Raw genomic sequence first — 14,087 nt, 5'->3', positions numbered from 1 at the left:
AAAATAGGAGACTAACCTGCGTTAGTCTCCTAAATATATTCTGCTTATTTTCCAATAAACTGTTGTGTCCAATGATTTCCTTGTTCAACATACCCTACACCAATATGTGTAAATTCACCATTTAAAATATTAGCACGGTGACCTGGGCTGTTCATCCAAGCATTTACCACTTCCTGTGGTGTTTTTTGACCTTGAGCAATATTCTCACCTGCAGTACGGTAGCTGATACCAAAGCTCTTCATCATATCGAATGGAGATCCGTAAGATGGGCTGTTGTGGTCAAAGTAGCCATTTGATGCCATGTCGCGAGATTTCTCACGAGCAACTTCACTTAATTTATTATCAACCTTTAATGGTTGTAATCCATTCTTTGCACGTTCTTGGTTTGTAAGTTCTACCACTTGTAATTCAAACTGGCTTAAAGCACTTGATTGAGCTTGCTCTTGTTTTGGCTGCTCCTCTGCTTTAGGCTGTTCACCAGCATTTGGACGTTCCACTGCTTGTGGTTTTTCCTCTGCTTTAGGCTGTTCAGCTGGTTGTTCTGGCTGTGCTTCAGCTTCTTCTTTTTGTACAGGAGCTTTATCTTCTTGTTTTGGTTCCTGTGGCTTTTGAACTGCTTCTTCTTTTTCTGCAGAAGCTTCCTGCTGTTTATCAGCTGTTTCTTCTTTCTGTGCTGGCTTCTCTGTTTTTTCTGCTTCTGCCTTGTCAGCAGATTGCTTATTGTCAACGTCTACTAGTAATTTACCTTGCAGCTGTGCGATTGCTTTTTTTAATAGATCAGCAGTGTCAGATTCAGATAAATTCGCAGACTCTCCATTAATAGATTGAAGTACTTTATATGACAGCTGCTTTATATCAAATGAGTTCATATCAGCAGCGGATGAAAATGCACCTCCAAATGTCAGTGCGATTGTTGACGCAGAAATAACGATTAACTTTTGAAACATTGTTGTACACCTCTCCTTGTTGGTTTTTCTGTGTTGCAAAATTAGCTTACCATGGATTTTTTGTAATATTTACGGGAGAGTTTTCCAACATTATTTTTCCACTCGGAATCTTTGAATCTATTTTGAGAAACCTTATACTTCAAGAAGGTTGCACTTGGAATAAAATTCGCCAATAGGAAATGAAGTCCTTTTATTGGAAGCTTTTACTAGCAAATAACCCTTGACAACCTTTTAAATTCGCCGTTTTATTACAAAACTTGCAAAAATGTAATTGAAATGTTACTTGCTTTCACCCCTGCTTTTGGATTACGTTTAAGAGAGGTAAAATACTTTGTCGAATTATCATTGATGAATAGTAATCCTTTTCATTTATCAATGATCTCAATTATATAATCGACATTTTAATGAGACAACTGATAAAGATACAGGATGTTACATGTATATCCCATAGATAATTCCGTACAATAAAAAATTTATAATAACGAATAACTACATCATTGGAGGAACTAAAAATGTTTTCAAATGCAGAAATTGGTATAGATTTAGGAACAGCAAATATTCTTATTTATTCAAAGACAAAAGGTGTCGTATTAAATGAGCCTTCGGTTGTTGCAATTAATGTAAATACAAAAGAAGTTGTCGCTGTTGGTGCAGAGGCAAAAGAAATGATTGGTAAAACACCACAAAATATTATTCCAATCCGTCCATTGAGAGATGGCGTAATTGCGGATTATGATGTAACAGCACAAATGCTGAAAGTACTATTGAAGAAAGTCAGCAAAACAATCGGGGCTTCCATGCGCAAACCAACTGTTGTTGTTTGTACACCTTCTGGAAGCACCGCTGTTGAACGACGTGCAATTCATAATGCAGTTACAAGCTTTGGAGCGAAAACAGTTCATTTAATTGAGGAACCTGTAGCTGCAGCAATAGGAGCAGATTTACCTGTTGACGAGCCATTAGCGAGCGTAATTGTTGATATTGGCGGCGGAACATCTGAAGTAGGTATTATTTCATTTGGCGGGGTTGTTTCCTCAAATTCTGTACGGGTCGGCGGTGACAAGCTGGACGAAGAAATTATCCATCATATCCGTAAAACCTACAATATCTTAATTGGGGAGAGAACTGCAGAAAATATAAAAATGGAAATTGGCTATGCCCATCCAAATCATAAGGAAGAAACAATGGCAATTCGTGGTCGTGACATGGTTACCGGTCTGCCGAAAACAATTGATATTACATCGACAGAAATTCATGAAGCAATCAAGGAACCGCTGCTAAAAATACTCGATGCAGTTAAAGCTACGTTAGAAACCTGTCCACCTGAACTGAGTGGAGATATTGTTGATCATGGTATCGTACTGACCGGTGGCGGCTCATTACTTCAGGGCATGCAGGAATGGCTTGCAAGTGAATTAAGTGTACCTGTCCATATGTCAACAAACCCGCAAGAAGCAGTAGCTATTGGTACAGGACGCTCATTAAAGATTATTACAAAACTGCAGAAGGCTGCAAAATAAGTCTAAAAACAGAGCACAGAAATCAAACAGCTTTCTAATTTGAAACCTGTTTATACTATATAAACAAAAGTACTTAGGGACATTACCTCAGCTGTAATGCCCCTAAACTTGTTTATTTCCTTCATACTACAAAAGGACCAGAAACCTAGATTAGCTGCTTACTTCTTTTTTCTCATTCACGGAACTTAGAATTAATTCCTCAATAATTACATTCCTCTTTGCCATTTCTTTGATGTAAATTTCTCCTGGGACAATACTTTCTGGAGGATGTACGCCATACGTATCAATCGTTCCATCTGCAATCATTTGTGACACAACCGATATTGTATTAGCAGTTGCCCTTGCCATTGCAGTCACATTTGTTTGCAAATCTTTATAAGTAGTCATTTCATATTGATACGTCTGCTTCTTGCCATCCTTGAGTCCTGAAACGATAACCCGGAGAAGGACAGCATCCTGCCTGTCTCCTAATTCAACGACTGGGTCAAGCGCCTTCAAGAGAACCTGCCGTGGATTAATTTTCTGACCGGCAATTTCCACCTCATAATCTGTACGAGTCAAATTCAGGTCCACAAGCAGCTTAAATTTTTCTGCATGGCCAGGATAACGTATTGTTTTATATTCCAGTGTTTTCAAATCCGGATAAGTCTGTGACAGTGTGGATGTACCACCTGACGTATGAAACGCTTCAAGCGGACCAAAGTTAGCAAAGTAGATGCGCTCGATTTCCGATAACGAAGGAATTTCCTGTTTTATCCCTTGCCTGATAATCAAGGATGGGTCTGTATAATGATCAAACACACCTTCCATCGAGAACACATGATTATACTCCAATGGCGGTTCAGGACGAACCGGGATGCCACCAACATAAAGCTTGATTTCTTCTGTTTTATCAAGCTTTTTTGCACCATATCCAGCCAGTATATTAATCATTCCAGGCGCAACCCCTAAATCAGGAATAATTGTTACACCTGCTGCTTCTGCTTCCGTTTTAAAAGCGAGCACCTTATCTGTCATATGTCCAATATGTCCGCCTAAATCGATTGAGCTGACTCCAACTTCGATTGCTGTCTTTGCTACAACTTCATTGAAAGAATAAAATAATGCATTAATGATGACATCAAATTGACGCATATAATTTGCAAGTTCTTCCTTGTCTGCTGCGTTTACTTGATATGCCGTCAGTTTTGTTGAAGCCAGTTGATTACAGACCTGCTCTGCTCTCGAAAAATCAATATCAGCAAGCCCTATTTTCTCTACATCTGAGCTAAATACTAAATCCCTCACAGCTTCCTTCCCCATCAAACCAGCACCTAAAACACCAATTCTCATCTCGCTCACTCCTTACATGCTTGATTGCTAATAGTATATGTGACTATTCCACATCAATCTGGGCTCGTTGCAGCTTACCGCTATAGTCCACGTAAACTGCTTTCCACTCGGTAAATACATCTAAAGCCTGCACACCTGAATCACGATGGCCATTGCCTGTGCCCTTCGTTCCGCCAAATGGCAGGTGAATTTCAGCTCCTGTTGTCCCTGCATTCACATAAACAATCCCTGTATCTAAATCGCGCTGCGCTTGGAACACACGATTCACATCATTTGTAAAGATAGAACTGGACAGCCCGTAAGTTACACTATTATTCACTTCGATTGCCTCTTCAAAGCTTTGTACTGGTATTAAAGATACAACTGGTCCGAAAATCTCTTCTTGGGCAATTCGCATATTACTTGCCGCATCTGTAAATAATGTCGGTGCAAAATAATAGCCATCATTATAATCATTTCCTGTAAGCTCTTCACCGCCTGCTAGCAGTTTTGCCCCTTCTTCTTTTCCAATTTCAATGTAGCGCTTAATTTTATCAAGGCCCGCCTGATTTATAATTGGTCCAACCTTGATTCCATCCTTCAGTCCATTTCCGATAGTGAGGTGTTTCATGGACTCAAGTAACTTTTCCTCCAGAGCATCTTTCACTTTTTCATGAACAATGACACGGCTGCATGCTGTACAACGCTGCCCGCTCGTTCCGAATGCACTCCAGAGAATTCCTTCAACTGCGAGGTCGATATCTGCATCTTCCATAACAATCACAGCATTTTTTCCGCCCATTTCTAAAGAAACTTTCTTCAGTTGTCTGCCGCATTCAGCTGCAATATTTCTTCCTGTATCATTCGAGCCAGTGAAAGAGATAACCCGGATATCATCATGGTGCACCATTGAGTCCCCTACAGTTCCACCACTTCCAAATACCACATTCATAATTCCTTTTGGCAAACCTGCCTCTTCAAATATCTTCACTAATTCATATGCCATGATTGGCGTCTCTGTTGCAGGTTTCCAAACAACAGCATTTCCTGCAACAATTGCGGGGAATGACTTCCAGGTAGCAATTGCAATCGGAAAGTTCCATGGAGTAATAATCCCAACTACGCCAACTGGCACCCGCTGACTCATCGCGAATTTATCCTTTAATTCAGCTGGAGTCGTCTGCCCAAATAAACGGCGTCCCTCCCCAGCCATATAGAAGGCCATATCAATGCCTTCCTGTACTTCACCTCTCGCTTCCTCAATTACCTTGCCATTTTCCATTGTCAGAAGCTCGGATAGTCTTTCCTTGCGTTCCTTCATCAAATAACCAACCCGGTAAAGCACTTCCGCTCGCTGTGGTGCTGGCACCAATGCCCAGTCTTTTTGTGCTTCCTTTGCTGCTTTTACTGCGTTATTTAATGTCTCGGCATCAGATAACGGTACATCTGTTATTTTTTCTCGTGTTGCAGGATTAAAAACAGCTGTAAGCGCATCTCCGTCAACCCATTCCCCATTAATAAAATTCTTCAACACATCCGTCTTCAGTTTAGTTGTCATTTTACTTGCCTCCTCTATCATTCTCGCTTTCTTTTAAGCCCCAGATTACTGCCTTTTTATACAGAAAAGATCAAATCTCAGCATATATACTGAAAGCGATTACACCCTTCTCTATTTACTATATTCGATATCTGTTTGAATTTTCCTTTATTACGTGTAAAATTAAGACAATTATTATAAAGTAAAGGTATATTCGTATTTATTCAGAGAGGTGAATGAAATGTCTACTGGCAGATCTGTTGCAAAAAAGTTAGATAGTCAAGATGAGCTTCGTCATTTTCGAGATGAATTCTACGTTTCAAGTGAGCAAATTTATTTAGACGGCAATTCATTGGGACTGCTATCCAAAAGAGCAGAGAAGTCGCTGTATACGCTATTAGATTCCTGGAAAAATTACGGTATTGACGGCTGGACAGCTGGAGCATACCCATGGTTTTATCTTTCTGAACAACTAGGAGCCTTGACTGCCAGCTTAATTGGAGCAAAGCCAGAAGAAGTCATCACAACCGGTTCCACAACAACAAATTTGCACCAGCTTTTGGCAACGTTTTTCAAACCGAAGGATAAACGCAATAAAATTCTGGCTGATGAGTTAAACTTTCCTTCTGATATTTATGCAATCAAAAGCCAGCTCTCTCTAAAAAATTTAAATCCCGACGAACATCTCATTCAAGTAAAAAGCAGAGATGGCAATCTGCTGCAAGAGGAAGATATCATTGCAGCAATGACAGAAGATATTGCAGTTATCATTCTCCCAAGTGTGCTTTACAGAAGTGGACAGCTCTTAGATATGCAGTATCTGACAGAAGAAGCACATCAACGTAATATTTTAATCGGTTTTGATCTTTGTCATTCAATTGGGGCAATCCCCCATCATTTATCTGAGGCTGGTGTTGACTTCGCCTTCTGGTGTACGTATAAACATTTAAATGGAGGTCCTGGCAGTGTTGGAGGTATATATGTAAACGAAAGACACTCAAGTGCTGAACCCGGGCTCGCTGGCTGGTTCGGTTCAGCTAAAGAGAAGCAGTTTGATATGGAACATACTTTTACACCGGCTGCTGATGCAGGAGCATATCAAATCGGTACACCACATGTATTAAGCATCGCACCCCTGCTTGGTTCCTTAGAAATATTTCAAGAAGCGAAGATTGATAAAATACGTGAAAAATCATTGCAATTGACTGCTTTTTTTATCGAGCTGCTTGATTCCGAACTGCCTGATGCAACATTTACTAACCGCAGCCCGGTAAGCAAGGAAAAACGCGGTCCACATATTTATTTAGAGCATCCAGAAGCAGCAAGTATTTGCAAAGCATTGAAAGCAAGAAATGTTATTCCTGACTTTCGCACACCAAATGGGATTCGCCTTGCCCCTGTAGCGCTCTATAATACATTTGAAGATGTTTATGAAGCAGTAAGGATTTTAAGTGAAATCATGAAAAGCAAAGAATATAAAAATTTTAAGAATGAGCGGGGTGTGATTGCCTAATGACAAGCTGGATTGATATTTCACAAACCTTAACAAATGAGCTCGCAAATTGGCCAGGGGATAAAGCTTTTAATTATTCCCTTCCATTCACTAAGAAAGAGACGGGATCTGTTAATATTGGAGAGATAGCGATGAGTGTTCATAATGGAACACATTTAGATGCTCCTTTCCACTATGATACAGCCGGAAAAACAATTGATGAACTGCCACTCGATCTCACTGTAGGAAAAGCGATAGTCATTGATGTGAGCGATACGGAAACAATTAATGCGGAAGTTCTTGCCAAGCATAATTTAGCTGGGGCAGCTCGGGTTCTTTTGCAAACCGCATTGCCAAATAATCCAAATGTCTTTCCAGAAACAATGCCTTTTATTGATCCGGATGCTGCCGCGTATCTTGCATCACAACATGTAAAACTTCTTGGAGTTGATATGCCTTCCGTAGATGCTGTAAGCAGTAAGGACCTTGCAACCCATCATGCTTTATATCAAAATGGCATTTATATACTGGAAAACCTCATGCTCGATCATGTAAAAGCTGGTCTTTATGAAATGATTGCACTTCCGCTTAAAATTGCCGGCGCAGATGCAAGCCCTGTGAGAGCCATTATCAGACCAATTGCCGAGGAGGATTTGTGATGAATGAGAAGGAGAACCTATTTTCAAAGGAAAAAAATATCCAGACTGATTTTAAAGAGAAAATGACCTATGGTGATTATCTTGAATTGGATACTCTGCTTGCAAGCCAAAATCGAAAATCCAGCCATCATGATGAAATGCTGTTTATTATTATTCATCAGGTAAGCGAGCTCTGGTTAAAGCTAATCATTCATGAAATCGAAGCAGCAATTAAAGCCGTCCAAGAAGATAAACTGCAAACATCTTTTAAAATGCTTGCACGTGTTTCGAGAATTCAAGCACAAATTATCCAAGCATGGGATGTGCTTTCAACCCTGACACCAAGTGAATATGTCGAATTTCGCGGGGAGCTTGGAAATGCTTCAGGATTTCAATCTTATCAATACAGGGTAGTGGAATTTTTACTTGGCTATAAAACAGACTATATTCTTGAAATTTATAAGCATGACGCCCCATTATACCGCCGGCTGGAGAAGGCATATCGGAACCCCGGTTTATATGATGTTGCCATTCAAGCAATCGCAAAAGCTGGCTTTCCAATTGATCAAGTAATTCTCGAACGTGACTTTTCTGCAGCCTATGCAAGGAATCAGTCCGTCGAACAAGCCTGGCTCGTTATTTATAAGAATCCAGATAAATATTGGGACTTGTACCAGCTCGCTGAAAAGCTGGTCGATATTGAGGATTGGTTTCAGCAATGGCGTTTCCGTCATATGAAGACAGTCGAAAGAATAATTGGCTATAAATCAGGGACTGGCGGTTCTTCTGGTGTCGGTTATTTGAAGAAGGTTCTTGATCATTATTTTTTCCCGGAGTTATGGGAAATTCGCACACAGCTTTAATTTATGGAGGGATATCATTTGCAGCTCGTTACAGTAGATTTTGACGGTACATTATTTCAAGGTGATTCATTCAAATTAATGTTCCAGGCAGGGAAAAAAGAATTCGGCATCCGCGAATGGACTACTGTTGTCGTTGGTTCGCTACAAGCCCTTTTACTTGGAGTGTTCAAAGGTAAAAATGCTTTACGCATTCACTTTTTTAAATCATTTGCGAAAACATTTAAAGGAAAAACAGAAGCAGAGCTCGCATCGTTTTTCCAGCATCTTGTCGAAGCAGGAAAGTCTGATATTAATCAAGAGCTTGTACAATTAATTCAAGATGAGCAAGCAAAAGGAAACCAGGTAATGATTCTTTCCGGTGCATTAACACCCTTTCTACGTGCGCTTACAGCAAGATTAAATCTTGAAGTTATAATTGTTGGTACAGATCTGACTTTTGACTCTTTTGGAAAATGTACTGGTGGTACAGGCGTTGTTGTTAATGGCAAAGAAAAAGTACACGCGGTAAACAATTGGCTGGAGCATTCTGGTAAAGATCCAGCAAAAACCAAAGTGTGGGCTTATGCTGACAGTGAAAGTGATATTCCGCTGCTCCATTATGCCGATCAGCCAGTTATCGTAAATCCTAAAGATAAAATGAGACAAATTGCTAAAGAAAACAGCTGGCCAATTTTTGAAAATTAACAACTGGCCAGCTGCCCTTGTCAATCTAACACTGTATTGCACCCTACAATCAAGATAGGAAGATTCAAAGCCTCCCCCGGAAAGCAAATGCGGATAGGCTGCGGGTGAATTTGAAGAATTGTTCTGAAGTTAAGTAATCAGGAGACTAAATAAAATCCGAACGAAGGTATCGTTCGGATTTTAATATGTTATATTTCTTTTGTCTCAGCCTCTTTTCGTGAAAGGCTGCTCTTTTCATTCTACTGTTAAGAATTAAAACGATAAACCAATTCATAGTTATCTTCATCAAGCAATTCAGCCACGTGCACATTCAGCCCGTGTCCGAAAGTTACTTCCGTTTCTGTAATAGCAATGACCATCGCTTTTGTGTTGCTGCGTTTATCAATATATATGTCACCAACATAGGGCTGTAAAGTTACATCCCTTTCGGCCAGATAGGAAATCGATTCGTCTTGAAGACGCTGTTCTTCAGGGACGAGATTCTTATCATAATAAGCAATTTCCTGACTTGCCTCTGACTTTCCAGGTACAAGCACGACATATTCATGATGCTTTACTCCATTATCTTTTGTTGTCGTAACACTTCCATCATCAACACTTGAAACCTTTTCAATTTCATTTAATGAATAATGGTCTAAAAAGTCGGGAGCAGGCCTTGTAATTAAAATATAATCACCAGGCTCCGGCTTCTTATCTTTATCAATCGTATATCGTTTTCCATAAAAAATGAATGTATCATTATGTCGCGGTTTATAAAGTTCAATTTCACTCGCCCGTGTCAAAATCTGTTCCATATCCTTGAGACGATACATATGAATTGATTGCTTAAACATTGGCTTTACAGAATATACTTTATGCAATTCATTTTTATAAAAAACAAACTGCCCTTTCCGTACTTGATACAGCTTCATACACTACCTCCAATATATTTATTAACTTGTAATTTGCTTACATCAAATGTATATACCCATAAAACAAATCTAATAAAACAAAAGTATTGTCAGATTCAAGCTTTAACGAAAAATGAATGGTTTATTCATTACTTGCATAAGCTTCAATCATTAAAGACAGCTCTTCCCATCTTTCCATCTTCTTATCAAGTGCTGTTTTCACACTTTCAAGTTCTGTAAACAGTTTCTGTACTTTTTCTGCGTCACTGCCGGCATCAGCAATAGCAGCTTCCAGGTCCACCGTTTTTTCTTCCATTTCCATTATTTCATCTTCAATGGATTCCCATTCCTTTTGTTCCTTGTAGGAAAGCTTTTTCTTCTTCTTTTCTTTTACAGGTTTCTTCTCTGGTTTAGGCTGTTTTACTGCTTCTTCTGCAGCCTTTTCAAGATAATCGCTATAATTTCCGTAAAAGTTCTCTATTGCTCCATTCCCAGTAAATACAATTAATCGGTCAACGACTCTGTCTAAAAAATAGCGATCATGGGACACCGTAATCACAACACCTGGAAAATGCTCCAAGTATTCTTCTAGCACACTCAATGTTTGAGTATCAAGATCATTTGTCGGTTCATCGAGAAACAGTACATTGGGCTCGGCCATCAAGATTTTCAGTAAATAAAGCCTGCGTTTCTCTCCACCAGAAAGCTTGTGAATATACGTATATTGCTCGCTTCTCGAAAAGAGAAATTGTTCGCATATTTGCTCCGCAGTAATAACCGTCCCATCAACTGTATGCAGAACTTCAGCAGTTTCTTTAATATAATCGATGATTCGCTTAGAACCGTCTAATTCCTCATCACCTTGGGTATAGTAGCCGATTTTCACAGTTTCGCCAATTTCAATTGTTCCTGTGTCCGGTTCTAGTCTTCCAGCCAGCATATTAAGCAATGACGTTTTCCCTGAACCATTCGGTCCGATTATGCCAATGCGGTCTCCCGGAATAATAAGTTCACTAAACATCTGAAACAGCTGCTTATCTTCGTATGCCTTTGCTATATCTTTTACTTCAATTACTTTTTTTCCGAGACGTGCTGAGCCAATTTGGAATTCCAGTCCTTCTTTGCTGGTGTGAAATTCCTCCTCTTGCATATCGGAAATTCGTTCAATTCTTGCCTTTTGCTTCGTTGAACGTGCACGTGCTCCTCGTTTAAGCCAAGCAAGCTCTCGTCTTAGTACATTTTGATGTTTTTGTTCGTTGCTGCGCTCAAGTTCCTCGCGCTCTGCTTTCTTTTCCAGAAAGATTTCGTAGTTTCCATCATAAATATACAAATTTCCTTTATCTAATTCATAGATGCGATTTGTCACTCGATTTAAAAAGTAACGATCATGTGTCACCAATAATAGCGAACCTTTATATGTTTGCAGATATTTCTCGAGCCATTCAACGGTAGCATTATCAAGATGGTTTGTCGGCTCATCAAGGATTAAAAGATTCGCCGGCTGAATTAGTGCTTTGGCAATCGCCACTCGTTTCTTTTGACCGCCTGAAAGCGCAGCAATTTTCTTATCAAAATCTGTAATGCCTAATTTCGTTAAAATTGTTTTTGCCTGCGTATTTGCTTCCCATGCTTCTTCTTGATCCATCTTTTGTTGTTCAAGCAGCAATCTTTCTTGGGCCTTCACATTTTCCGGATCATTCTGTAATTTAAGCAGTGCTTGCTCATAGGAACGCAGCAGTTGCATCACCCGGGACTCCCCATAATAGATTTGTTCAATTACCGTCAATTCAGGGTCGAGAATTGGATCCTGTGCCAAATATTCAATTTGATAGTTTTTTGCATGCTTGATTATGCCTTTTTCAGGCGTCTCCATGCCGGCGATGGTTTTTAGTAATGTTGATTTTCCAGTTCCATTAACACCAATTAAACCAATCCGCTCTTGTTCTTCAATGGTAAAGGTTAAATCATTATAAAGTATTTTATCTCCATATGATTTATATAAATTTTCTGCTGTCAGCATAGAGAACCCTTCCTAATTCGTTTTTTCTTTTCTTTGTCTGATTAGAGCTTTTACAACAATGACGATTAAAAATAAGAACCAGGACGTCACAACGTAAAATATCAGCTTGCTTGTGTCTGTCATTTCATTGAAAAAGAAAAGCATTCCAACCCAAATGACTCCAATCATTGCTAACTGTGTATATAGCAGCTTGATGGTAATCCCTCCGTTCTACACACTTCTACTCTCTAGTTTATCTTACTAGCAGTCTTTTTTCCATCTACAGACGCTATTCTTTATTATTTTCAATTCTATGTCTGCAGCCGAGTTTATAGATTCTGAATTATATGTATTAACGTAAAATCCTTTCACTTCTGATTGGATGTGAAAGGAATTTAGAATTGTTACTATCTAGAACGTAAGAGAAATATAAACTTCATCATAATGAAACGGAGTGATGCAAATATATTTTGATGTTATGGCTCCATGTAAATTAAAGACTGATTGTCTGATCCAATCCTAACGTGAGAAATATTATTACCTTCAAATAAATCATAAAATCTATCATAGTTCTTAGCTGAGGCCTTTTCAAATGAAATATCAACTTTTTGGTTTGTTATCACAAACGGTAACTCAATACCTCTCTCATAAAATTCATACAGGTATTTTAATTCATCATCGTTTAAAAAACCAATAGTTACTTTGTTATTTTCAAACACCTTAACGTATTTCTCAAGTAATAGATTTTTAAAATCTATATCATATTCAAATATTACAAAATAGTAATATTTCTCTTCTAAGAAAATATCTCCAATTAATTCTTTTAACGCATTTTCGGAAATGTTTTTTTCTAGTGAATAACATATTTTCTCCATAGATATGTCTCCTATTTTATTTGTTATTTTAATTTTGTTTTACTAGGATATATGGGATAATATTTATTTAAATTGCTCCCAAGATGATAATGTAACACCAGTACTGCAGTTCTCTTACCATTAACTTTATATTTATGGTAATCTAAAGCAAATATTGGTTTTTGCTTCTTTTTAGATTTTTTATCTGTTATTCCTACATATCTTCATCTTTACTTGATGCTCCAACTCCTATTACGTTTTTTTTTGCTGGATACATCACATCTATGCCTTTTCCAAACCAAAATTTCCTGTTGATGAGACTATAAATATTTTATTTTATCCGCCTTATTAATTATCTCTTCCAAATTATTTGAACCCTCTAAAGTCCAAAAAAGTAGTAATATAATATCTGCATTTTCCTTAATAAGCCAATCTATTCCTAAGACTATATTACCAATATCTCCTATCATATTTTTATCTAAAGTTTTAACCACATAAATTTCTGATTTGCCAGCGACTCCAAAGGTGCTACTTTTCAAAATTCCAGCGATATGTGCCTCATGACCATGGTCATCTTCGTAATTGCTATTCTTATAAATAATGTTTATGCCTTTAACTACTTCAATCCTTTTAGAGGTCCCTATATCTATTATACCAATTTTTATTCCAGTTCCATTTAAGTTATAATTTTTCCCAAGTTCATCAATCCTTAAATAATCGTCGCCCAAACTTTCTCCACATTCGTTGTCTCTTTTGATTCATCTAATCATCAAGCACTAAAGAATTTTATATAATTAAAGTAGGTAATCTATAAGACTAATAGTATTTATAACGACCAACTTGGAATGAAAAAATTATCTATATTTTAGGATAATATTTATTTAAAACAACTTCAGTCTGAACAATTTCTATAGCAACAGGTTTTTATTTCCTAACTCCACACCTATTTTTGTTAATATATCTATTAGGAAGTTAGTTTAATAGTAGAATTTTTATATTTGAATGTAGGATTAATTCAATAATTAACGAAGAGGGGTTGAGGAAAGAATAAGTTTGAATAATAGGCTTTTTAATAGATTTCCTATCACTATAGCGGAAGAAAATTAGGAATGGTTCAATAATCTGTTACCTTTACAATAGAATAAAGATGTGCAAGTATCTAACAGTTATACTTCACTTCCTAAAAGTAAAATAACCATCATAGCTGTTGGAAGCAAATCGACTTCTCCATTACTAACGGCCTCCACAAGGTCTCGAATTAGGTAAAATGAAGATGGTTTAGCAGCAGTTAAGCGGGCGAAACACAAAAAATAGACTTCCAACAGAAATGGTTAAAAGCATTAAAAAAATAT

At 38.0% G+C, this 14,087-nt stretch carries 11 protein-coding genes and 1 pseudogene; 5 read left to right on the top strand and 7 right to left on the bottom strand.

Annotation, left to right across the window (positions count from 1 at the left end; all coding sequences use genetic code 11):
- Nucleotides 1-44: 44 nt before the first annotated feature.
- A pseudogene (locus tag NST93_RS18860) lies at nucleotides 45-476 on the bottom strand (CAP domain-containing protein); the annotation flags it as partial.
- A gap of 983 nt (nucleotides 477-1,459) precedes the next feature.
- Here NST93_RS18860 and mreBH point away from each other — a divergent pair.
- On the top strand, nucleotides 1,460-2,467 hold the full coding sequence (mreBH, locus tag NST93_RS18855) for a rod-share determining protein MreBH (RefSeq protein WP_405099754.1): 1,008 nt from the start codon (nucleotides 1,460-1,462) through the stop codon (nucleotides 2,465-2,467).
- Nucleotides 2,468-2,617: 150 nt separating this feature from the next.
- Here mreBH and NST93_RS18850 read toward each other — a convergent pair whose 3' ends face one another.
- A complete protein-coding gene (locus NST93_RS18850; protein ID WP_405099752.1) occupies nucleotides 2,618-3,799 on the bottom strand; it encodes a saccharopine dehydrogenase C-terminal domain-containing protein in 1,182 nt (393 codons plus the stop codon).
- Nucleotides 3,800-3,842: 43 nt separating this feature from the next.
- Nucleotides 3,843-5,336: an aldehyde dehydrogenase family protein gene (locus tag NST93_RS18845; protein ID WP_405099751.1), complete on the bottom strand. Its 1,494-nt coding sequence runs from the start codon at nucleotides 5,334-5,336 to the stop codon at nucleotides 3,843-3,845.
- A gap of 220 nt (nucleotides 5,337-5,556) precedes the next feature.
- Here NST93_RS18845 and kynU point away from each other — a divergent pair, with 220 nt between their 5' ends.
- Genes kynU through NST93_RS18825 form a run of 4 tightly spaced genes read left to right on the top strand, consistent with a single transcriptional unit; the run spans nucleotide 5,557 to nucleotide 8,992 of the window.
- The gene (gene kynU, locus NST93_RS18840; protein WP_405099749.1) at nucleotides 5,557-6,828 is read left to right on the top strand and encodes a kynureninase; all 1,272 of its coding nucleotides are present in this window, start codon (nucleotides 5,557-5,559) and stop codon (nucleotides 6,826-6,828) included.
- Nucleotides 6,828-7,466 carry an arylformamidase gene (gene kynB, locus NST93_RS18835; RefSeq protein WP_405099747.1) on the top strand — a complete coding sequence of 213 codons (639 nt, stop codon included), beginning with the start codon at nucleotides 6,828-6,830 and terminating at the stop codon, nucleotides 7,464-7,466. The genes kynU and kynB overlap by 1 nt, the downstream gene beginning before the upstream one ends.
- A complete protein-coding gene (kynA, locus tag NST93_RS18830) occupies nucleotides 7,466-8,308 on the top strand; it encodes a tryptophan 2,3-dioxygenase (protein ID WP_405099745.1) in 843 nt (280 codons plus the stop codon). The genes kynB and kynA overlap by 1 nt, the downstream gene beginning before the upstream one ends.
- 18 nt (nucleotides 8,309-8,326) lie before the next feature.
- Nucleotides 8,327-8,992 (top strand): HAD family hydrolase, encoded by a 666-nt coding sequence (locus NST93_RS18825; RefSeq protein ID WP_405099743.1) that lies wholly within the window; start codon nucleotides 8,327-8,329, stop codon nucleotides 8,990-8,992.
- Between the two features lie 245 nt (nucleotides 8,993-9,237).
- On the opposite strand, the gene NST93_RS18820 is transcribed toward NST93_RS18825, so the two are convergent.
- From NST93_RS18820 to NST93_RS18805, 4 genes are all read right to left on the bottom strand, one after another.
- Nucleotides 9,238-9,903: a hypothetical protein gene (locus NST93_RS18820; RefSeq protein ID WP_405099741.1), complete on the bottom strand. Its 666-nt coding sequence runs from the start codon at nucleotides 9,901-9,903 to the stop codon at nucleotides 9,238-9,240.
- Between the two features lie 121 nt (nucleotides 9,904-10,024).
- Nucleotides 10,025-11,902 (bottom strand): ABC-F family ATP-binding cassette domain-containing protein, encoded by a 1,878-nt coding sequence (locus NST93_RS18815; protein WP_405099739.1) that lies wholly within the window; start codon nucleotides 11,900-11,902, stop codon nucleotides 10,025-10,027.
- A 455-nt stretch (nucleotides 11,903-12,357) separates the two neighbouring features.
- Complete coding sequence (locus NST93_RS18810; protein ID WP_405099737.1) at nucleotides 12,358-12,756, bottom strand: hypothetical protein; 399 nt, start codon at nucleotides 12,754-12,756, stop codon at nucleotides 12,358-12,360.
- A 299-nt stretch (nucleotides 12,757-13,055) separates the two neighbouring features.
- Entirely contained in the window at nucleotides 13,056-13,463 is a 408-nt protein-coding gene (locus NST93_RS18805) for a S8 family serine peptidase (protein WP_405099735.1), read from the bottom strand.
- Between the last annotated feature and the right edge of the window lie 624 nt (nucleotides 13,464-14,087).

Origin of the sequence: Oceanobacillus sp. FSL H7-0719 (assembly GCF_045040795.1) — a bacterium.
Taxonomy (GTDB): domain Bacteria; phylum Bacillota; class Bacilli; order Bacillales; family Amphibacillaceae; genus Oceanobacillus.
Note: the sequence above shows the minus strand (reverse complement) of the source record. Positions and strands in the feature narration are given on the sequence as shown.

Bases quoted from the DNA above. Each gene is read 5' to 3' on its own strand.
- mreBH (WP_405099754.1), top strand. From the start codon at position 1,460: ATGTTTTCAAATGCAGAAATTGGTATAGATTTAGGAACAGCAAATATT.
- NST93_RS18850 (WP_405099752.1), bottom strand. From the start codon at position 3,799: ATGAGAATTGGTGTTTTAGGTGCTGGTTTGATGGGGAAGGAAGCTGTG.
- NST93_RS18845 (WP_405099751.1), bottom strand. From the start codon at position 5,336: ATGACAACTAAACTGAAGACGGATGTGTTGAAGAATTTTATTAATGGG.
- kynU (WP_405099749.1), top strand. From the start codon at position 5,557: ATGTCTACTGGCAGATCTGTTGCAAAAAAGTTAGATAGTCAAGATGAG.
- kynB (WP_405099747.1), top strand. From the start codon at position 6,828: ATGACAAGCTGGATTGATATTTCACAAACCTTAACAAATGAGCTCGCA.
- kynA (WP_405099745.1), top strand. From the start codon at position 7,466: ATGAATGAGAAGGAGAACCTATTTTCAAAGGAAAAAAATATCCAGACT.
- NST93_RS18820 (WP_405099741.1), bottom strand. From the start codon at position 9,903: ATGAAGCTGTATCAAGTACGGAAAGGGCAGTTTGTTTTTTATAAAAAT.
- NST93_RS18815 (WP_405099739.1), bottom strand. From the start codon at position 11,902: ATGCTGACAGCAGAAAATTTATATAAATCATATGGAGATAAAATACTT.
- NST93_RS18810 (WP_405099737.1), bottom strand. From the start codon at position 12,756: ATGGAGAAAATATGTTATTCACTAGAAAAAAACATTTCCGAAAATGCG.